At 64.7% G+C, this 19,136-nt stretch carries 20 protein-coding genes; 14 read left to right on the top strand and 6 right to left on the bottom strand.

From position 1 onward, the window contains the following. Nucleotides 1-55 precede the first annotated feature (55 nt). On the bottom strand, nt 56-520 hold the full coding sequence (locus tag ACR9WD_RS13345) for a hypothetical protein (RefSeq protein WP_434922210.1): 465 nt from the start codon (nt 518-520) through the stop codon (nt 56-58). Between the two features lie 40 nt (nt 521-560). Here ACR9WD_RS13345 and ACR9WD_RS13340 point away from each other — a divergent pair, with 40 nt between their 5' ends. The 3 genes from ACR9WD_RS13340 to ACR9WD_RS13330 all read left to right on the top strand — a co-directional run bounded on the left by ACR9WD_RS13340 (nt 561) and on the right by ACR9WD_RS13330 (nt 1,975). Beyond that, nucleotides 561-986 (top strand): PucR family transcriptional regulator ligand-binding domain-containing protein, encoded by a 426-nt coding sequence (locus ACR9WD_RS13340; protein ID WP_158024709.1) that lies wholly within the window; start codon nt 561-563, stop codon nt 984-986. A 596-nt stretch (nt 987-1,582) separates the two neighbouring features. Further along, nucleotides 1,583-1,726 (top strand): hypothetical protein, encoded by a 144-nt coding sequence (locus tag ACR9WD_RS13335; RefSeq protein WP_158024710.1) that lies wholly within the window; start codon nt 1,583-1,585, stop codon nt 1,724-1,726. A gap of 21 nt (nt 1,727-1,747) precedes the next feature. Next, complete coding sequence (locus ACR9WD_RS13330) at nt 1,748-1,975, top strand: helix-turn-helix domain-containing protein (protein WP_073707866.1); 228 nt, start codon at nt 1,748-1,750, stop codon at nt 1,973-1,975. On the opposite strand, the gene ACR9WD_RS13325 is transcribed toward ACR9WD_RS13330, so the two are convergent. After that, nucleotides 1,972-2,631 carry a GntR family transcriptional regulator gene (locus tag ACR9WD_RS13325; protein WP_434922209.1) on the bottom strand — a complete coding sequence of 220 codons (660 nt, stop codon included), beginning with the start codon at nt 2,629-2,631 and terminating at the stop codon, nt 1,972-1,974. The two genes, ACR9WD_RS13330 and ACR9WD_RS13325, sit on opposite strands and share 4 nt — an antisense overlap. A gap of 150 nt (nt 2,632-2,781) precedes the next feature. On the opposite strand from ACR9WD_RS13325, the gene glyA reads away from it, so the two are divergent. The 6 genes from glyA (at nt 2,782) to purU (ending at nt 10,159) form a co-directional block, all read left to right on the top strand. Then, a complete protein-coding gene (glyA, locus tag ACR9WD_RS13320) occupies nt 2,782-4,098 on the top strand; it encodes a serine hydroxymethyltransferase (RefSeq protein WP_434922208.1) in 1,317 nt (438 codons plus the stop codon). 2 nt (nt 4,099-4,100) lie between these two features. Further along, nucleotides 4,101-5,318, top strand: a complete 1,218-nt coding sequence (locus ACR9WD_RS13315; RefSeq protein ID WP_434922207.1) for a sarcosine oxidase subunit beta family protein — start codon at nt 4,101-4,103, stop codon at nt 5,316-5,318. Nucleotides 5,319-5,329: 11 nt separating this feature from the next. Beyond that, nucleotides 5,330-5,629: a sarcosine oxidase subunit delta gene (locus tag ACR9WD_RS13310; protein ID WP_434922206.1), complete on the top strand. Its 300-nt coding sequence runs from the start codon at nt 5,330-5,332 to the stop codon at nt 5,627-5,629. Beyond that, a complete protein-coding gene (locus ACR9WD_RS13305; protein ID WP_434922205.1) occupies nt 5,626-8,523 on the top strand; it encodes a sarcosine oxidase subunit alpha family protein in 2,898 nt (965 codons plus the stop codon). Before ACR9WD_RS13310 ends, ACR9WD_RS13305 begins: the two co-directional genes overlap by 4 nt. Next, nucleotides 8,516-9,124, top strand: a complete 609-nt coding sequence (locus ACR9WD_RS13300) for a sarcosine oxidase subunit gamma (protein ID WP_434922204.1) — start codon at nt 8,516-8,518, stop codon at nt 9,122-9,124. The genes ACR9WD_RS13305 and ACR9WD_RS13300 overlap by 8 nt, the downstream gene beginning before the upstream one ends. A 174-nt stretch (nt 9,125-9,298) precedes the next feature. Then, nucleotides 9,299-10,159: a formyltetrahydrofolate deformylase gene (purU, locus tag ACR9WD_RS13295; protein ID WP_434922203.1), complete on the top strand. Its 861-nt coding sequence runs from the start codon at nt 9,299-9,301 to the stop codon at nt 10,157-10,159. Here purU and ACR9WD_RS13290 read toward each other — a convergent pair. Continuing rightward, nucleotides 10,156-10,389, bottom strand: a complete 234-nt coding sequence (locus tag ACR9WD_RS13290) for a hypothetical protein (RefSeq protein ID WP_038991591.1) — start codon at nt 10,387-10,389, stop codon at nt 10,156-10,158. The genes purU and ACR9WD_RS13290 overlap by 4 nt on opposite strands. Nucleotides 10,390-10,393: 4 nt before the next feature. Beyond that, entirely contained in the window at nt 10,394-11,575 is a 1,182-nt protein-coding gene (locus ACR9WD_RS13285) for a S8 family serine peptidase (RefSeq protein WP_434922202.1), read from the bottom strand. 257 nt (nt 11,576-11,832) lie between these two features. Here ACR9WD_RS13285 and ACR9WD_RS13280 point away from each other — a divergent pair, with 257 nt between their 5' ends. The 3 genes from ACR9WD_RS13280 to ACR9WD_RS13270 all read left to right on the top strand — a co-directional run bounded on the left by ACR9WD_RS13280 (nt 11,833) and on the right by ACR9WD_RS13270 (nt 15,543). Beyond that, complete coding sequence (locus tag ACR9WD_RS13280) at nt 11,833-13,716, top strand: BCCT family transporter (RefSeq protein WP_434922201.1); 1,884 nt, start codon at nt 11,833-11,835, stop codon at nt 13,714-13,716. Nucleotides 13,717-13,836: 120 nt separating this feature from the next. Then, entirely contained in the window at nt 13,837-15,048 is a 1,212-nt protein-coding gene (locus ACR9WD_RS13275) for an NAD(P)/FAD-dependent oxidoreductase (protein WP_434922200.1), read from the top strand. Between the two features lie 45 nt (nt 15,049-15,093). After that, a complete protein-coding gene (locus ACR9WD_RS13270) occupies nt 15,094-15,543 on the top strand; it encodes a universal stress protein (protein ID WP_204722894.1) in 450 nt (149 codons plus the stop codon). Here ACR9WD_RS13270 and ACR9WD_RS13265 read toward each other — a convergent pair. Further along, on the bottom strand, nt 15,540-15,893 hold the full coding sequence (locus ACR9WD_RS13265; protein WP_434922199.1) for a CHY zinc finger protein: 354 nt from the start codon (nt 15,891-15,893) through the stop codon (nt 15,540-15,542). The two genes, ACR9WD_RS13270 and ACR9WD_RS13265, sit on opposite strands and share 4 nt — an antisense overlap. 171 nt (nt 15,894-16,064) lie before the next feature. Between ACR9WD_RS13265 and ACR9WD_RS13260 the strand changes: the two genes are divergently transcribed. Further along, entirely contained in the window at nt 16,065-17,444 is a 1,380-nt protein-coding gene (locus ACR9WD_RS13260; RefSeq protein ID WP_434922198.1) for an MFS transporter, read from the top strand. 192 nt (nt 17,445-17,636) lie between these two features. Continuing rightward, nucleotides 17,637-18,179 (top strand): hypothetical protein, encoded by a 543-nt coding sequence (locus ACR9WD_RS13255; RefSeq protein ID WP_434922197.1) that lies wholly within the window; start codon nt 17,637-17,639, stop codon nt 18,177-18,179. Here the strand turns inward: ACR9WD_RS13255 and ACR9WD_RS13250 are convergent. Continuing rightward, nucleotides 18,176-19,105 carry a LysR family transcriptional regulator gene (locus ACR9WD_RS13250; RefSeq protein WP_434922196.1) on the bottom strand — a complete coding sequence of 310 codons (930 nt, stop codon included), beginning with the start codon at nt 19,103-19,105 and terminating at the stop codon, nt 18,176-18,178. The genes ACR9WD_RS13255 and ACR9WD_RS13250 overlap by 4 nt on opposite strands. Nucleotides 19,106-19,136: the final 31 nt, after the last annotated feature.

Raw genomic sequence — 19,136 nt, 5'->3', positions numbered from 1 at the left:
GCGCCGCTTCCGGGATTCCGGAAGCGGCGCCAGGCGATTATTCTATTCCAGCAGGTTAGCTGCCGACCGGGGCTTTATCCGGCGCGGCATCTGGTTCGGGACGGGCAGCCGGCCTGCTGGCCGGGAGCTGCTCGCCGGCCACGCGCTGCTCCTTGCGCAAGTCCTCGGCGCTGCCAAACCCCTTGATGAATTCACCCTCGGACAGGTCCATCTTGAGCCCCAGCGGGACCCCGGCGTTGATCCGGGCGCGGAAGCGCGGGTAGCCCAGGGCGAAGTAGACCGCGGCGCTGGTGAGCGTACCGCCCAGCCAGGAGAAGTCGATGCCTCCCACGGCGCTGGCGATCGGGCCCTGCAGCGCCGGGACCGAGCCGTACATGCGCATCCAAATCGTCATGAGGCCGGCGGCGAAGGCGATGAACGCCGACCAGTTGACCGACTTCAGGAGCGAGGACTTCGGATCGAGGAATAGGTAGGAGAAGTCCTTGTGCTTGCGCTCGAAAATGAAGTAGGGCACTGCCATGATGCCGCCCCGGGTGGCGACCCGGGCCGAGATGGAGGCAATGAAGTTGTGCAGAAGTTCGGCATTGCCGGCCTGCTGCACTGCAACGAGCTGCCGCTCACGACAGGGGGAAGCCGTTTTCCACCTGAAGCCCGAGGCGCAGCTGGCCTATCTGGATTCGCTGTCCGGGCGCGGCGTGGCGGCCTTGTTGCTCGAGGCGCTGGTTCCGGAAACCAGGATTCCGGCGCGGTTCATCGAGCATGCCCAGCAGATCGGGCTGCCGGTTTTCCGGCTGGAAGTCACCGTGCCCTTTGTGGAACTGGCCGAGAGAACCAACCGCCGCATCGTCTCCGAGCACGCCTCGCCCCTGCAGCAGGCCGACGAGATTGCCCAGCTGCTGGCCAGGCACATGGCCTCGGCTGGACCCAACTTGCGGAAGCTGCTGGAAATGATCGAGCAGGCACTGGGATCGTGTGTGGTGCTGTAGGATTTGGGCGGCCGGATGATTGCCGAATCCAGTCCGGCGGCCGAGGCTGGCGTGGCGCAGGCCGAAGCGTTGGAAGTGGCCACGGACCTGTTCATCGGCAGCGATACTGCAGCCCGACTGGTGCTCCTCGGCTCCGAGTCGGTGTCCGCCGAGCGGCTGGAGCTGGTGGCCGAACAGTTGGGCAGCATCGTCGGCCTGGCCTATGCCCAGCATTACCGGCCGAGTGCGGTGCAGGTGGCCAATACGTCGCTGCTGCAGGCCATTGCCATCGGCGCCGACGGGCTCTTCGCGGCTGACTTGGCGCGGCAGGCGCAGATCGGCAGCGACGGGCCGGTGATGATGCTGGTATTCCAAAGCTACGACATGGCCAGGATCCGCGCCAGCTGCACCTGGCGCTGCCCTCAATCCGCACCTAGCTGGAGAGCGGGCGGTTCCAGGCGCTGCTCGCGCTCGCCTCGGGTGATCCGCGCGGGGCCCGGCGGGAAGCGATCGCCAGCCTGCACCGCGGCCTGGCGGGACTGTCGGTTGAATGCTGCGCCGGCCCTTCGGCCGAGGGGATCTGGCGCGCGCAGTGGTCCCTGGCCGAGGCACTGGTCTTGGAATCATTTCCCGAGTCCACCCTGGACCAGGGCAGGGTGCGCGATGCGTCGGACCATGCGCTGGAGAGGCTGGCGGCGAAGTTCGGGCACCGGGAGGATCTGGATCATTTCATTACAGAGCAGCTGGGGAACTTGCTGTAGTACGAGGACCAGCGCGGCAACGTGCGGCTGGCCACGCTGCTGGTGTGGCTGGATGCCGGATGCAATACGACGAATGCAGCCCATCAGCTCTATCTGGAGCGCCAGAGTCTTCATAAGCGCCTGGCGAGGATCTTCGCGCTGCTCGGCGGCGACCTGCATGAAGGCGGCCGGCTGCTGCGGGTGTATTTGGCCCGCTGGCTGGCCATGGGCAGGCCGCAACACGTGCGCACGCCGCGTGTAGGGACCTAGAGAACGGACCGAACCGACTTCTCGAAATGGACGATATGCTCCAGGGCCAGTTCCTGCGCGCGTTGCGCTTGGCCATCGAGAATCGCCTGGAGCAATGCCACGTGCTCGCCGATGTGCTCGTCGATGCTGGGCAGGCGATCCAGCGCCATGCACCAGATACGAGTGGCCAGATTATCCAAGCGGATCAGCGTCTGCTCCAGATGGTGGTTGCCGGCTGCTTGGTAGATCAGCCGGTGCACTTCGAGGTCGTTCTCCATGAGCGTGCGTCGCAGATTTTCGCCCGAGAGCTGCTGGACCGCCTCCAGGGTGGCCTGGATGCCAGCCCGCGCGCTGCCTCCCTGGAGCGTGGCGGCTTTGGCCGCGGCCAAAGGCTCGAGGGCCTGCCGGACTTCGGTGATATCAGCTAGTTCGGTGATATCCACGCGGCTAGCGAAGGTGCCGCGGCGCGGGTAGGACTGCACCAGGTGGTCGACCTCCAGGCGCTTGAGCGCTTCGCGTAGGGGAGTGCGGCCGATTCCGAGCTCGGCGACCAGCTGGGCTTCGTTGATCGGGTCACCGGGGGCGATGTCCATCATGATGAGCCGGTCGCGCAAGACCTGGTAGGCGCGCTCAGCCATCGATTCGGCACCCAGGGGGAGCTGCGTGGTGATTGTCATCCTGACTCCGATTTCTTTGCTCTGTTCCGCAGGGTTACTGCGTGCTGAAATATTTTCGGTTACCCATTGACCGGGGTGTGAGTTCCATCATACAGTGAATTGCAGATTGATATATCAGTTGTCGGCAATTCATACATTTAGGAATGGGCAATGGCACAAGCTTCAACACTCGCGGCAGATTCCCTGACCGCAGACCTAGCGCATCTCGACCCGGAGGTGGCGCAGCGCATTGACGCTGAGCTGGCTCGCCAGCAGCGCGGCCTGGAAATGATCGCCTCGGAGAACCACACCGCGCAGGCCATTATGCAGGCGCAGGGTTCGGTGCTGACCAACAAGTACGCCGAGGGCTATCCGGGCCGCCGCTACTACGGCGGCTGCGAGGAAGTCGACGTCATCGAGACGTTGGCGATTGAGCGCCTCAAGGAGTTGTTCGGGGCGAAGTTCGCGAACGTGCAGCCGCATTCCGGTGCGCAGGCTAATGCGTCGGTGTACCACGCGCTGGTGCGCCCGGGCGATACCGTCCTCGGGTTGAACCTGAACCACGGTGGGCATTTGACCCACGGGATGAAGCTGAACTTCTCGGGCCGCCTGTTCAACATCGTGCCTTACGGTGTGGATGAGGAAACCTACCAGGTGGACATGGATGAGGTGGAGCGCCTTGCGGTCGAGCACCAGCCGAAGATGATTGTTGCCGGCTGGTCGGCGTACCCTCGCCAGCTGGATTTCAAGCGTTTCCGCGAGATTGCCGACAAGGTGGGCGCGTACCTGTTCGTGGACATGGCGCACTTCGCTGGCCTGGTGGCCGCCGGGCTGCACCCGTCGCCGGTTCCGCATGCCCACGTGGTGACCTCCACGACGCACAAGACGTTGGCTGGTCCGCGTGGCGGCATCATTCTCTCGAATGATGCGGAGATCGCGAAGAAGCTGAATTCGGCCGTGTTCCCTGGCCAGCAGGGTGGTCCGTTGGAGCATGTGATTGCTGGCAAGGCTGTGGCGTTCAAGATTGCTGGGTCGCCGGAGTTCAAGGAGCGCCAGGAGCGTACCTTGGCTGGGTCGAAGATCTTGGCTGAGCGTTTGACCCGGGAAGACGTTGTTGCCAAGGGCATCAGCGTGCTGACCGGTGGCACCGATGTGCATCTGGTGCTGGTGGATCTGCGTGACAGCGAGTTGGACGGCCAGCAGGCTGAAGACCTTTTGGCGCAGGTGGAGATCACGGTGAATCGTAATTCGGTTCCGTTTGATCCGCGTCCGCCGATGGTGACTTCGGGCCTGCGCATTGGTACTCCGGCATTGGCGACGCGTGGTTTCTCCGAAGCTGCTTTCACCGAAGTTGCCGAGATCATTGCACAGACCCTGATCGCTGGTGCCGACGGCAATACGGCTGCACTGCCAGAGCTGAAGGAACGTGTTCTGGCGTTGGCTGAAGCCCACCCACTCTACCCAAATCTCAAGAAAGTAGCGGAATAATCATGGCTGATTTGCTCCCAGAACACCCGGAATTCCTCTGGAACAATCCGGAACCGAAGAAGTCCTACGACGTAGTCATCGTCGGCGGCGGCGGGCACGGCCTGGCCACCGCCTACTTCCTAGCCAAGAACCATGGCATCACCAATGTGGCGGTACTGGAAAAGGGCTGGCTGGCCGGCGGGAACATGGCCCGCAACACCACCATCATCCGTTCCAACTACCTCTGGGACGAGTCGGCAGGCATCTACGAGAAGTCGCTGAAGCTGTGGGAACAGCTGCCCGAGGACCTGGAATACGACTTCCTGTTCTCCCAGCGCGGCGTGATGAACCTGGCCCACACCCTCGGGGATGTGCGCGAATCAGTGCGCCGCGTGGAAGCCAACAAGCTCAACGGCGTGGACGCCGAATGGCTGGACCCATCGCAGGTCAAGGAAGCCTGCCCGATCATCAACGTGAGCGACAACATCCGCTACCCGGTCATGGGCGCGACCTGGCAGCCGCGCGCCGGCATCGCCAAGCACGATCACGTGGCCTGGGCGTTCGCCCGCAAGGCCAACGAAATGGGCGTTGACATCATCCAGAACTGCGAAGTCACCGGATTCATCAAGGATGGCGAGAAGGTCACCGGCGTGAAGACCACCCGTGGCGCCATCAATGCCGGCAAGGTCGCTCTCGCCGGTGCCGGGCACTCCTCGGTGCTGGCCGAAATGGCAGGCTTCGAGCTGCCCATCCAGTCCCACCCGCTGCAGGCCCTGGTCTCCGAGCTGTTCGAGCCGGTGCACCCGACGGTGGTCATGTCCAACCACATCCACGTCTACGTCTCCCAGGCGCACAAGGGCGAATTGGTCATGGGCGCGGGCATCGACAGCTACAACGGCTACGGCCAGCGCGGCGCGTTCCACGTGATCGAGGAGCAGATGGCCGCCGCGGTGGAGCTGTTCCCGATCTTCGCCCGGGCGCACGTGCTGCGCACCTGGGGCGGCATCGTGGACACCACCATGGACGCCTCGCCAATCGTCTCCAAGACCCCGATCCAGAACCTGTACGTGAACTGCGGCTGGGGCACCGGCGGGTTCAAGGGCACCCCGGGCGCCGGCTTCACCATGGCGCACACCATCGCCCACGACGAGCCGCATGAGCTGAACAAGCCGTTCAGCCTGGAGCGCTTCGAAACCGGCCACCTCATCGACGAGCACGGCGCAGCAGCCGTCGCACACTAGGAGCAACCGCCATGATGCTGATTGATTGCCCGAACTGCGGGCCACGCAACGAGAACGAATTCAAATACGGGGGAGAAGCCCACGTTGCCTACCCGGAGGATCCGAACGCGCTGAGCGACAAGGAATGGTCGCGCTACTTGTTCTACCGGCAGAACAAGAAGGGCATCTTCGCCGAACGCTGGGTCCACTCCGGCGGCTGCCGCAAGTGGTTCAACGCCCTGCGCGACACCGTCACCTATGAATTCAAAGCCGTCTACCGTGCCGGCGACGCACGTCCAGAAATCCAGGCCACCGAAGGAGGCACCCGATGAGCAAGTCCCAGCGCCTTGCCGCCGCGCACAGCGCCGGCGCCCGCATTAACCGCGAGGAAGCACTGGCCCTGAGAGTGAACGGGCAGCAGCTTTCCGCCTTCCGCGGCGACACCGTGGCCAGCGCAATGCTGGCCAACGGGATGCGTTCATGCGGCACCTCGCTGTACCTGGACCGCCCGCGCGGCATCTTCGCCGCCGGCGTCGAGGAACCCAACGCGCTGATCACCGTCGACGCCCGGCACAGCCAGGACATCGCCGAGTCGATGCTGCCTGCCACCACCGTCCCGGTCACCGAATCGCTGAACGCCACCCTGCTCTCCGGACTGGGCGTGCTGGATCCGAACGAGGACCCCGCCTACTACGACCACGTCCACGTGCATACCGACGTGCTGGTGGTCGGCGCCGGGCCTGCAGGCCTGGCCGCTGCCCGCGAGGCCTCGCGCTCCGGCGCCCGGGTAATGCTGCTCGACGAGCGTGCCGAAGCCGGTGGCACCCTGCGCGATGCGGCCGGCGAGCAGATCGACGGCGTGGACGCCGCGGCGTGGATCGACACGGTCGCCGCCGAATTGGCAGCCGCCGAGGAGACCACCCACCTGCAGCGCACCACCGTCTTCGGCTCCTACGATGCCAACTACCTGATCGCCGCGCAGCGCCGCACCGTGCATCTGGACGGGCCGGCCGGCGACGGCATTTCCCGCGAACGCATCTGGCACATCCGCGCCCAGCAGGTCGTGCTGGCCACCGGCGCCCACGAGCGCCCGATCGTGTTCGAGAACAACGACCGCCCGGGCATCATGCTCGCCGGCGCGGTGCGCAGCTACCTGAACCGCTATGGCGTGCGCGCCGGTCAGCAGATCGTGGTGGCCACCACCAACGACTCGGTCTACCCGCTGGTCTCCGAGCTGGCAGCCACCGGCGGGGTGGTTGCAGTGATCGACGCACGCACCACCGTCTCTGCGGCCGCCGCGGAAGCAGTGGCCGACGGGGTCACAGTGCTGACCGGCTCCGTGGTGGTGGACACCGAAGCGGATGCCTCCGGCGAGCTGTCGGCAGTGATCGTCGCCGAGCTGGACGAGCAGCGCAACCTGGGCGCGCCGCAGCGCTTCGAGGCCGACGTGCTGGCCGTGGGCGGCGGCTTCAACCCGGTGGTGCACCTGCACTCCCAGCGCCAGGGCAAGCTGGACTGGGACACTGCGATCCACGCCTTCGTCCCGGCCGCCGCAGTGGCCAACCAGCACCTGGCCGGCGCTGTCACTGGCCGCTTCGACACCGCCAGTGCGCTGAGCACCGGGGCCGCCACCGGCGCCGCGGCAGCCAGCGCAGCAGGCTTCCAGCGCATCGCAGAGGTACCGCAGGCGGTAGCCGTCCCGGCCGGGGAAACCCGTCCGGTCTGGCTGGTGCCGTCGCTGAACGGCGACGACGCCGCGAACTACAAGACCCACTTCGTGGATCTGCAGCGCGACCAGTCCGTGGCCGACGTGCTGCGCGCCACTGGCGCCGGCATGCAGTCCGTGGAGCACATCAAGCGGTACACCTCGATCTCCACGGCCAACGACCAGGGCAAGACCTCGGGCGTCGCGGCAATCGGCGTGATCGCCGCGGTGCTGGGCATCGAGAACCCGGCACAGATCGGCACTACCACCTTCCGCGCGCCGTACACCCCGGTGGCCTTCGCGGCGCTGGCCGGACGCACCCGCGGGCAGCTGCTGGATCCGGCACGCATCACCCCGATGCACTCCTGGCATGTGGAGCACGGCGCCGAATTCGAGGACGTCGGGCAGTGGAAGCGCGCCTGGTACTACCCGCAGCCGGGCGAGAGCATGGACGAGGCGGTCTACCGCGAATCCGCCGCGGTGCGCGCTTCGGTGGGCATGCTCGATGCCACCACGCTGGGCAAGATCGAGATCCGCGGCAAGGACGCCGCCGAATTCCTCAACCGCATCTACACCAACGGCTACACCAAGCTGAAGGTCGGCATGGGACGCTACGGCGTGATGTGCAAGGCCGACGGCATGATCTTCGACGACGGCGTGACCCTGCGCCTGGCCGAGGACCGCTTCCTGATGCATACCACCACCGGCGGCGCCGCCGACGTGCTGGACTGGCTGGAAGAATGGCTGCAGACCGAATGGCCTGAACTGGACGTCACCTGCACCTCGGTGACCGAGCAGCTGGCCACCGTCGCGGTGGTCGGGCCGAAGTCCCGGGAGGTCATCGCGAAGCTGGCCAGCTCGGTGGACGTGTCCAACGAGGGCTTCAAGTTCATGGCCTTCAAGGACGTGGTGCTGGACTCCGGGATCGAGGCGCGGATCAGCCGCATCTCCTTCTCCGGCGAACTGGCCTTCGAGATCGCCATCCCTGCCTGGCACGGGCTGCGCGTCTGGGAAGATGTGTACGCCGCCGGCGAGGAATTCAACATCACCCCGTACGGCACCGAAACCATGCACGTGCTGCGCGCCGAGAAGGGATTCATCATCGTCGGCCAGGATACCGACGGCACGGTGACCCCGCAGGATGCAGGCATGGAATGGGTGGTCTCCAAGCTCAAGGACTTCGTCGGCAAGCGCTCCTACAGCCGCGAGGACAATGTGCGCGAGGACCGCAAGCACCTGGTTTCGGTGCTGCCGGTGGACAGCTCGCTGCGCCTGCCCGAAGGCGCCGCGCTGGTGGCCGCAGACGCGCTGGCCACCGATGGCATCACCCCGATGGAAGGCTGGGTCACCAGCTCGTACAATTCGCCGGCCCTTGGGCGCACCTTCGGCCTGGCGCTGATCAAGAATGGGCGCAACCGCATCGGCGAAGTGCTCAAGACCCCGGTCGGCGGCCAGCTGGTCGACGTCCAGGTCTCCGAACTCGTTCTCTTCGACCCGGAAGGAAGCCGCCGTGATGGCTAACGACACCCTGATTGACACCGACGTGCGCCGCTCGCCGGCGCAGCACCTGGCAGCCCAGATGGAGGCGGCCAGCGTCACTGGCCGCGTGTCCCTGCGCGAAATCGCGTTCACGACCCAGATCTCGCTGCGCAGCGCACCGGGCGGGGCAGCCCACGCGGCGCTGTCCGCGGCCACCGGCGTGGGCCTGCCCGCCACGGTGGGCGAGGTGGCCGGCGACGTGTCGGGCACTGCGGTGCTCTGGCTGGGCCCGGACGAGTTCCTGGCCACCAGCCCGGAGAACATCGAGCTGGCAGGTGCGCTTGCCGCCGCCCTGGGCGATGAGCCCGGGCAGGTGGTCGACCTCTCGGCCAACCGCTCGGTGCTGGAACTGGAAGGCCCGGATGCGCCGCTGGTGCTGCGCAAGAGCTGCCCGGCGGACCTGCACCCGCGCGCTTTCGGCGTGAACCAGGCGATCACCACCTCGCTGGCGAACATTCCGGTGCTGCTGTGGCGCACCGGCGAAACCAGCTGGCGGATCTTCCCGCGCGCCTCCTTCACCGAGCACACCGTGCACTGGCTGATCGACGCCATGGCGGAGTTCGCCGTACCACCGGTGGCCTAGCCGCACCGGCTGATCCGGCCCCGTCCCGACGCCGGGGCGGGGCCGGACTGGCCTGTATCAGCAAACACGCAAGCACAAGCATGCACAGCAACAATCCGGCCAGTTCGTGGCGTTCGGACACCGGCTCTGGCACAGTGCTGTCTAACCCGCTAGCCGAAAGGACCTGAAGCAATCATGAGCGAGCAAATCCGCCACGTGCTGACCCTGCAATGCCCCGAGGGAATGGGGATCGTCAACGCGGTCACCGGATTCCTGCTGAAGCACGAACGCACCATCGTCGAGCTCAAGCAATTCGACGACATGGCGGCCGGCCGGCTCTACCTGCGCGTGGACTTCGCCGGCGAGGGGCAGGCCGACCTGCTGGAGCAGATGCGTGCAGAATTCGCCGAGGTCGCCCAGCAGTTCGAGATGGACTGGCAGCTGCGCGAACGCGGTGAGAAGACCAAGGTGCTGATCATGGTCTCGAAGTTCGACCACTGCCTCAACGACCTGCTCTTCCGTGCCCGCACCGGCGAATTGCCGATCGAGATCGTCGCGGTGGTCTCCAACCACCCGGACAGCCGGTCGCTGGTCGAGTGGCACGGCATCCCGTACTACCATGTGCCGATCTCCAAGGAGACCAAGCCGCAGGCCGAGGCGGAGCTGCTCTCGCTGATCGCCAAGCACGAAGCGGAGCTGGTGGTCCTGGCCCGCTACATGCAGGTGCTCTCCGACGAGCTCTCGCGCGAGTTGACCGGCAAGACGATCAACATCCACCACTCCTTCCTGCCTTCCTTCAAGGGCGCCAAGCCATACCACCAGGCCTGGGAGCGCGGCGTGAAGACCGTGGGCGCCACCGCCCACTACGTGAACTCCGAGCTGGATGAGGGCCCGATCATCGCCCAGCAGGTCGTCGAGGTGGACCATACCTTCGGCCCGCAGGACCTGGTGGCCGCCGGCCGCGACACCGAGTGCAAGGCGCTGTCCAATGCAGTGCGCTGGCACTGCGAGGGCCGGCTCTTCCTCTACGGAAACCGCACGGTCATCCTGCGCTAGGCATCATCATCCAAGGCCCGGTACTGCTGCTGGGCATCAACCGATTCCACCGCCGATATGCCGCGCAACTTCTCGGCAACATCCTCGCTGCCCTCGCCAATTACCTGGCCGAGGGCGGCGAGCACCTGCTTAACTTGCAATCCGCGGGACTGCAGTTCGCTGACCACCGGTTCCAGCGGATGCTGGGTGGAAATGGTGATGACATAGACGTGCACTTCGGCGCCGGACATGCCGCTACGCTTCCTGTGAGGCCGGGGCCTGGACCAGCCCGGCTCCGGCATCCTCGGCCGGCAGCGGGATATCGCGGGAGGTGGACAGCAGCTTGTCCCACAGCTCCTGGGCACGCAGCCCGGTGGATTCGGCCAGCAGCGCTGCCACGCCGGCCACATGCGGGGTGGCCATCGAGGTGCCGCTGATGGTGTTGTACCGCTTGGCGCCGGGCCACGAAGAGTAGATAGCAACGCCGGGGCCTGCAATATCCACCTCGCCGCCGTCGGTGTCCAACGCCTGGGCCGAGAAGTCCGCCACGGCCAGCTTCGAGTCCAAAGCCGCTACGGCCATGATGTACGGGCTGTTGGCCGGTGCGCCGACGAATCCCGGGTTCCCGGCAGAGCGCTGTGCATTATTTCCGGCGGCCGCCACGATCAAGGAGCCCAGCTCCAAGGCGCGGCGTCCGGCAGTGACATAGGGTGGGTGCACAGTTCTCACATCAGCACCCAGCGACATGGAGATGAGCTCGCACTTGTTTTCCAGTGCCCAGTTGATGCCGGCCAGGATCGTGGAGTCCGAACCTGAGCCATCGGCGCCCAGCACCTTTCCAGCGAATATATTGGCTTCCGAGGCGACCCCGTAGCCCGGACCCTGCTGCGGTTCGCGCGGACCGCAGGCGCTGCCGATGCAGTGGGTGCCATGTCCATGGCCGTCAGTGGCGTCCTCGCCTGCGACAAAGGACATGGCGGTCACCGTGCGGCCTGCGAAGTCCGGATGCGCACTGTCAAAACCGGTATCCAAGACGGCCACGTTGATGCCCTTGCCGGTGTAGCCCGAAAGCGAAGCGCCTACGGCCTGCAGGCCCCAGGTGAGTTGGCCGGTGTCCGCATAGGAGTCCGTAGCGGCCGGGGCGTCGGGCAGGATCCGGTAGACCAGCTCGGGTACCACCGAGGCTGGCAGCTTGTGCCCTGCGCAGCGCTGGCGGAAGTCCTCAAGCTGGTCAGCCGAGCTGGTGACTACAGCGATGCCCAGCATCGGGAAGTACTCGGTACTGGAATAGCCCTGTTCAGCCAGCAGCTGCGGAAGTTCTGATTCGCGCTGGGCTGCTGCGATGCCCGGGGCTCCGGATTCCTGCCGGTCGAAGACCAAGACGTAGCGGTTGGGAATTTCGGCGACGGTCGCTTGACGGATCTGGTTGCTGTACATGACGGGGCTCCTTACTGGTTCCGAGAGGCTTTCATGCCAAGGCCTACGAGGTACCTCGCACTGTACCCGGCGGCATGGACAAACTGCCATGCTTGGCAACAAGCACCTATGCAGCGCACAGCAACCGCGGCGCACGGCCCGGCGATGCCCGACGGGCAGAAAGAAGTCACTATTCTTCGCTGGCCACTTGAATCTTCGCGGCGAAAGAACAAGGGTGGAAGTCCTAGGGCATTTCTCTGAGTGAAGGAGCCTGGACCATGACGAAGAACATTGACGAAGTTGAACCTCCCGAAGCAGATAATGGGCAGCACGCAAATGCTGTGCTGGAAGCATCCCCGCATACCGCGCCGATCCCGGTGCACATGCACATTGCCGAGGACGACACCGACGAGCAGATCACCGCGAAGCTGCGCCGGCAGGGCGTGCGCCTAGGCAAGGGCGGGATCGCCCCTGCGGTCTTCTGGCCGGCGCTGCTGGTGATCCTGGCTGTGGCGGTCTTCGCGATCCTCGCGCCCAATGCGGCGGACACGACTTTCAACGCCGTGCAGAACTGGATCGTAGCCAACCTGGGCTGGTACTACATGCTGATCATCGGCGGCTTTGTGGCGCTGGTGATCGCCATCGGCTTCTCCAAGCTCGGGCGGATCACCCTGGGCAATGACGGAGAGAAACCCGAATTCGGCTTGTTCAGCTGGTTCGCGATGCTCTTCGCCGCCGGCATGGGCATTGGTCTGGTCTTCTACGGGGTCGGCGAACCTCTGATGTACGCCACCGTGGATCCGAAGCCGGGTTGGGAAGGCAGCGAATCGGAGCTGGCCGGACTGGCCATGGCGCAGACCTTCATCCACTGGGGCCTGCATCCGTGGGCCATCTACGCGGTGATCGGCTTGGCTTTGGCCTACGCGATCCACCGCCGCGGGCGCCCGGTGTCCATCCGTTGGGCGCTGGAACCGATCCTGGGAGATCGGGTCAAGGGCTGGCTGGGAGATGTGATTGATGTACTGGCCATCTTCGGCACGGTGTTCGGCGTGGCCACCTCGCTGGGCCTGGGCGTGCAGCAGATCAGCTCGGGCATGAAGGCGATCGGACTGGTCGGTTCGGTGGATAACACGCTGCTGGTCATCCTGATCGTGGTCATCACGTTCCTAGCCACCATGAGCGTGGTCAGCGGCCTGGGCGCCGGGATCAAGTGGCTGTCGAACATCAACCTGTCCATGGCAGGCCTGCTGATGATCAGCGTGCTGCTGCTGGGCCCGACGCTGTTCCTGTTCCAGAATTTCGTGCAGTCCCTGGGCGTGTACCTGGCCAACTTCATGAACATGACCTTCGACGTGGGTGCCTTCCAGCAGGGTGAGGAATCGGCCACCTGGTTCTCCAGCTGGACGGTCTTCTACTGGGGCTGGTGGATCGCCTGGGCACCGTTCGTGGGCATCTTCATCGCCCGCATTTCGCGCGGGCGTACCGTGCGCCAGTTCGTCACCGGCGTGCTGCTGGTGCCGACCATAGTCGGTTTCCTCTGGTTCTCGGTCATGGGCGGCTCGGGGCTGTACCGCCAGTTCTTCGGCGCCGGGGATATGGTCGAGGATGGCGCGGTCTCCGCGGAGGGGTCGCTGTTCCAGGTGCTTGAAGCCTTGCCGCTGGGTTCGATCCTGTCGGTGGTGGCGATCTTGCTGGTCGCGATCTTCTTCATCACCTCTTCGGACTCCGGCTCGCTGGTGGTCGACATGCTCGCCTCCGGCGGGCACCCGAACCCGCCGACCTGGTCCAGGGTGCTGTGGGCGGTGCTCGAAGGCGTGCTGGCCGCTGCCTTGCTGGTGGCCGGCGGGCTGCAGGCGCTGCAGGCCGGTTCGCTGGCCACGGCCTTGCCATTCAGTATCATCATGATCATGATGTCGGTGGCCACGATCAAGGGGTTGCGCCATGAAAGCCGGGCCTTGGAAGTCATCGAGCAGAAGCGCCGGCTGGCGCGGGTCACCGAGCACGTCTCCGATGAGCTGTGGGGCGCCTTGGACGAGCAGCCCGAACTGCGCCGCTACGTCGATGACCGTATCGACTACCGGGTCTCGCGCACGCGCGGGATCTTCGGCAAGCGCGTGGAATCAGAAGCAAAATCCCGGCACGTGAAGCCAAGTGACGGCTAGGTCCGTGGCCTGGCCCCCGATGCCTTGCCAAGCAGGGCATCGGGGTGTGAGGATCAAGGTGACAAGCACTATCCACTGGCCGCGGGCCGTCACCGCGGCGGGAAGCAGAGGGGTTATTCCATGGACCAGGAGTCGATAGTCATCGTTGGTGCCGGGCTTGCCGCCGCCAGTACGGTGGCAGCACTACGCGAGCGGGGACATGCCGGCCCGATCACCCTGATTGGCGAGGAATCGCACCTGCCCTATGAGCGTCCGCCCCTGTCCAAGGGCTTCTTGCAGGGCAATGACGAGCCAGAAGACTTCACCGTGCATGACGCGCAGTGGTACGCAGCGCAGGAGGTCGCCCTCCGGCTGGGAACCGCCGCAATCAGCGTGGAGACCGGCAAGCAGCAGGTGCTGCTGGCCGATGGCAGCGCGGTGGACTACGATCAGCTGGTTTTGGCGACCGGTTCGCGGGCCAGTGTGGGCGGCGAGAATCCGATGCCCGGCTATGACCTGCCAGGCGTGCACGTGCTGCGCACCCTGGCAGATGCGAAGTCGCTGCGCGCAGAACTGACCGAGGGCGCGCAGGTGGCGGTCATCGGTTCGGGCTGGATCGGCATGGAAGTCGCTGCCACCGCACGCCAGCGCGGTGCGCGCGTCACCGTTTATTCTCCCTCCGAGGTGCCACTGGCCAAGGTCTTCGGCGAACGCTTCGGGCACTACCTGCTGGAACTGCACCAACGCCATGGCGTGGATGTGCGCACCGCGCGGGCCCAGGGCATCGAGCAGGTTGACGGGCACCTGCAGGTGCTCTCCGATGCCGGGTCTTCGCGTGCCGACGTGGTGCTGCTGGCCATCGGTGCCCGCCCCAACCTGCAACTGGCCGAGACTGCCGGGCTGGACGTGGATTCGGGAGTCATCGTTGATGCGTCGCTGCGCACCAGCAACTCCAAGATTCTCGCGGTGGGGGATATCGCCCAGGCTTTCAATACCAGGCTGCGCCGGCAGCTGCGCGTGGAGCACTGGGACAATGCCATCCGCCAGGGTAAGCTCGCGGCCGCGACGCTGATGGGCGAGGAAGAATCCTACGACTGGCTCCCGTATTTCTTCACCGACCAGTTCGATCTGGGGATGGAATACGTGGGGCACAATTCGCCGGATGACACTTCGGTAGTCCGCGGCTCTGTGGAGAGCGGGGAATTTTTGCTGTTCTGGCAGGACGGCCAACGGATCACGGCGGCAGCCAACGTGAACATCTGGGATGTCAACGATCAGCTGCGCGAATTGGTGGGCCGCGAGATTCCAGCCGAACGCCTGGCGGATACGGGCATTGAGCTTGGCGACCTCTAGGATTTTCAGCAAGGAATGGACCGACTAGGAAAGCAGGAATAGCTGATGAGCACCATGGTCGTGGGCGTGGAAAAAGGCATGTCGCCGGCGGTATTGGCGGCGGCCGCCTCGCTGGCTCGCGGGCTGGATGCACGATTGGTGTGCATCCATGCAGATTACGGACGACTGGTGACCGACAAGCTGTCCGAAGGCGACTTGCTGGCCTCGGCAGATTCGGTCTCCGAGGAGCTCGCCTGGGAAATCGCTTCGGTGGTGACCGGCGTGGAGTTCGAGAGCTATACGGTGCCCGGTGAACCGGCCAAGGTGCTGGCGGCGGTGGCGGAGCAGCTGGATGCGCAGATGATCGTCATCGGCACCCGCCGTCCGGGGATCCGCAGCAAGATGGCCCAGCTGCTCGACGGCTCGATTGCCGTGGCGCTGGCCCACAAGCAGCATCGGCCGGTGCTGGTGGTTCCGCAACAGCCTGCAGAGGAGAACGACCTGCCGTGGGACTAGGCTCCTGATTCCACCTCGAAGTACAGGCGTTGATGCGCCTTGCAGCCGGGATTGAATAGCGCCTGGCAGTTGGGGCAGGAATCGGCTTCCAGATACTGGGCGGGGCTCAGCTGCGTGCTGCAGACCCCGCAGAGCACCGCAGGCTCATCGAATTTGTCCGCCGGCCACGGCGTTGCTTCGTGGCCGGCCAGTTCGCCATGGCATAGGTGGCAGGGATAGTAGATGCCGCAGCAGTGGTGCTTCAGCGCAATCACATCGATCAGCGAGTGGTAGTGGGCGCAACGGGTGTGCACGTCCATGCGCACGCCGCGCAACGCGACCTGGTGCCCTGCGTTTTCCCAAGCTGTCATCGTCAACCCTTCCGCGAGTGGCCATGCCATGTGCAAAAATGCACGCTGAATGTGCAGAAACTGCCTCCAACTATGCCTCTTTCCGCCTATCTTTCGCCATGTGATCTAGGCCATACTCGCTGATGAAGCTGGTCCCGCAGGGGGTACCGGCGAAGGCGGAAGGAACGCACAGTGGCAAGCGAAACGTCATCGAAGGCCGAGCGCAAGGGATTGCGCCGGGTCGTAGCAGCCTCCATGGCTGGCACCGTCGTCGAATGGTATGAATTCTTCCTCTACGCGACTGCGGCCACCTTGGTCTTCAACAAGATCTTCTTCCCGGATACCGGCAACGACCTGGACAACATCATCAAGGCCTTCCTGACCTACGCGGTCGGCTTCATTGCCCGCCCGATCGGCGGCATCGTCTTCGGCCACTTCGGCGACAAGTTCGGACGCAAGCACCTGCTGCAGGTGGCGATCGTGCTGGTCGGCGCAACCACCTTCCTGATGGGCTGCCTGCCCACCTTCGATTCCATCGGCTACGCCGCACCGATCCTGCTGATCGTGCTGCGCTTCGCCCAGGGCTTCGCCGTTGGCGGGGAATGGGGCGGCGCGGTGCTGCTGGTGGCCGAGCATGCGCCGAACAAGGAACGCGGCTTCTGGTCATCCTGGCCGCAGGCGGCAGTGCCGGTGGGCAACCTGCTGGCCACGGTGGTGCTGCTGGTGCTCTCGGCAACGCTCAGCGAGGCTGCCTTCCTGGCATGGGGTTGGCGCATCGGCTTCTGGCTTTCGGTGGTCATCGTGGTAGTGGGCTATTACATCCGCACCCGTGTTTCCGATGCCCCGATTTTCAAGGAAGCCAAGGCGGAGCTGGAACAGAACGCGGCCCCCGGCTATGGCGTGGGCGAAGTATTCAAGCGCTACCCGCGCGGGGTGTTCACCGCCATGGGGCTGCGCTTCGGCGAGAACATCATGTACTACATGGTGGTCACCTTCTCCATCACCTACATGGCCACCCAGCTGAAGATGGACACCTCCACAATTCTGGGCCTGATGCTTGTGGCACACGTCTTCCACGCCATCCTGGTGCCAATTGTTGGACGCTTCACCGACAGCCGCGGACGTCGACCGGTCTATGCCACCGGCGTGGTGCTCATGGCAGTGTGGGGCGTGGCAGCCTTCCCGTTGTTCAACACTGGAAACGATGCGGTCATCCTGGCCACCATCATGCTGGGACTGTTCGTGCATGGCCTGATGTATGCCGGGCAGCCTGCCATCATGGCGGAAATGTTCCCGACCCGCATGCGCTACTCGGGCGTCTCGCTGGGCTACCAGGTCACCTCGATTGTTGCCGGTTCGATGGCACCGGTCATCGCAACCTTCCTGCTGAAGGTCTACGGATCCTGGGTACCGGTCGCCGGGTACATTGTCTTCGCCGCAGCAGTCACCATGGTGGCGGTGTACTTCATGAAGGAAACCAAGGGGCTGGATCTCGGCGAGATCGACGAGGCTGACCGCTTGGCGGTCAACGGCGGGGCCGCTTCGAGCGCCGAAATGAAGATGCAGAAGTAAGTCGAAGGAGCGAACATCAAGCCGGAGGCCAGTTCCGTTGCAGGGACTGGCCTCCGGCGTGCCCGCATCCAACGGGCAGAGAGATTGTTTGCCGGGACTGGTTCGATCTGCAATTCTGGTAGCCACATGCTGCTGGTGGCATCGGAGCCATCGGGAGAACAATGAGAAAGCAGCCAGGCAGGGGAGCTCCAGATGAAGCAGTGCAGGCTGAATATCTTCGGTGCCAGCGGCAGTGGTACGACGACACTTGCCCGTGCCGTGGCGAACGCCTGGTCAGTTCCGCATGCCGATAGCGACGACTATTTCTGGGTACCCACCGACCCGCCGTACTCCCAGCAGCGAGCGCCAGCTGAACGCTCCAAGCTCATGCATGAGATCTTCGTGCCGCGCAGCGCATGGGTGCTTTCAGGATCCACGCAGGGGTGGGGGAATGATGTGCTGGCCGAATGCGATGCCTTCGTGTTCTTGACGCTGGATCCCAGCGTGCGCCTGCGACGGCTTGCCGAACGCGAGCAGCTTCGGCAGTCCGGGCAAGCCCTGGATCCAAAGGCTGTGGAGCGATTTATGTTGTGGGCGGCTGGCTACGATGACCCGGACTTCACCGGACGCAGCCGCGCGCACCACGAGGCATGGTTGCAGAACGAGTCCCGTCCGGTGCTCCGACTGGACAGCGCGCAATCAACGGCACAGATGTGCCAAGTCATCATGGATTGGGAACCAGTCCGAACACCTTAGCTTCCGGAGGCGCTCGGCATGGGGAACGGCGGAATGAACCAGTCGCCGGCGGCGGCCGCATCATTCAGCGCGCGAACCGTTTCCTGGACCGCACGGCTGCGCAAAGCCTCGTCGCGTCCCACCAGCCAATATTCGGAGTGGAAGGTGAACTCCTCGTGGAGCACCGGAATCATGTTGGGATAGTGCCGGGAGAGGAATGTTGGCAGCAGCCCGATGCCGGCATGGTTCATGGTGGCCGCGTATTGCACCGCGATGCTCGTGGAAGAAATGGAGCGGCGCATCGGTGGCAGGGCGCTGGTGGCGTCATCGAGCTTGTCCACCGTCAGAGCGGTATCGATGTAGTAGTTCAAGCTATGCCCTGCCAGATCCTCGATGGATCTTGGCGTGCCATGGCTTTCCAGGTATTCGGCAGTGGCGTAGAGCCGCAACTCGTAATCCAGGAGCTTCATCGAGGCGGCCTTGCGGACATGGGGTTCGCCGATGACAATCTCCAAGTCCATGCCGGTACGCGTCTGCCGTGCACGGGTGGTTTCGGAGACGATCTCGAAGACCAGCTGCGGATGCTTTACCTGGAGCTTGGCCAGTGCCGGGGCAGCGAGGTGCGCGCTGAATGCATCGGGAGCAGCGACGCGCACATGGCCTGCCAGCGCTCCGGAGTCCTTCTCGGCGCCGATGGCCTCCACTGCCTGCTCGATGGTTTCCGCGCTGGCCATCGCCCGGCGTCCCAGATCGGTCAGTTCCCAGCCGTTGGGGGTGCGCGTGAGCAGGTGGCCGCCCATCGCCTTTTGCAGTGCGTCGATGCGGCGGGAAATCGTCGAGTGGTTTACCCCGAGGACGTTCGCGGCGGCGGTGTAGCGGCCCAGTCGTGCAACGGTCAGCAGGGCAATGAGTGATTCAAGATGGCGGTAATCGATCTGACGGTCCATAGTCCACAGTCTGCCATGGACGGTGTGCGCT

This window comes from Glutamicibacter sp. PAEs-4 (genome assembly GCF_051161755.1).
In the GTDB taxonomy this organism is placed as follows: domain Bacteria; phylum Actinomycetota; class Actinomycetes; order Actinomycetales; family Micrococcaceae; genus Glutamicibacter; species Glutamicibacter nicotianae.
This window is presented reverse-complemented; position numbering and strand designations above follow the sequence as displayed.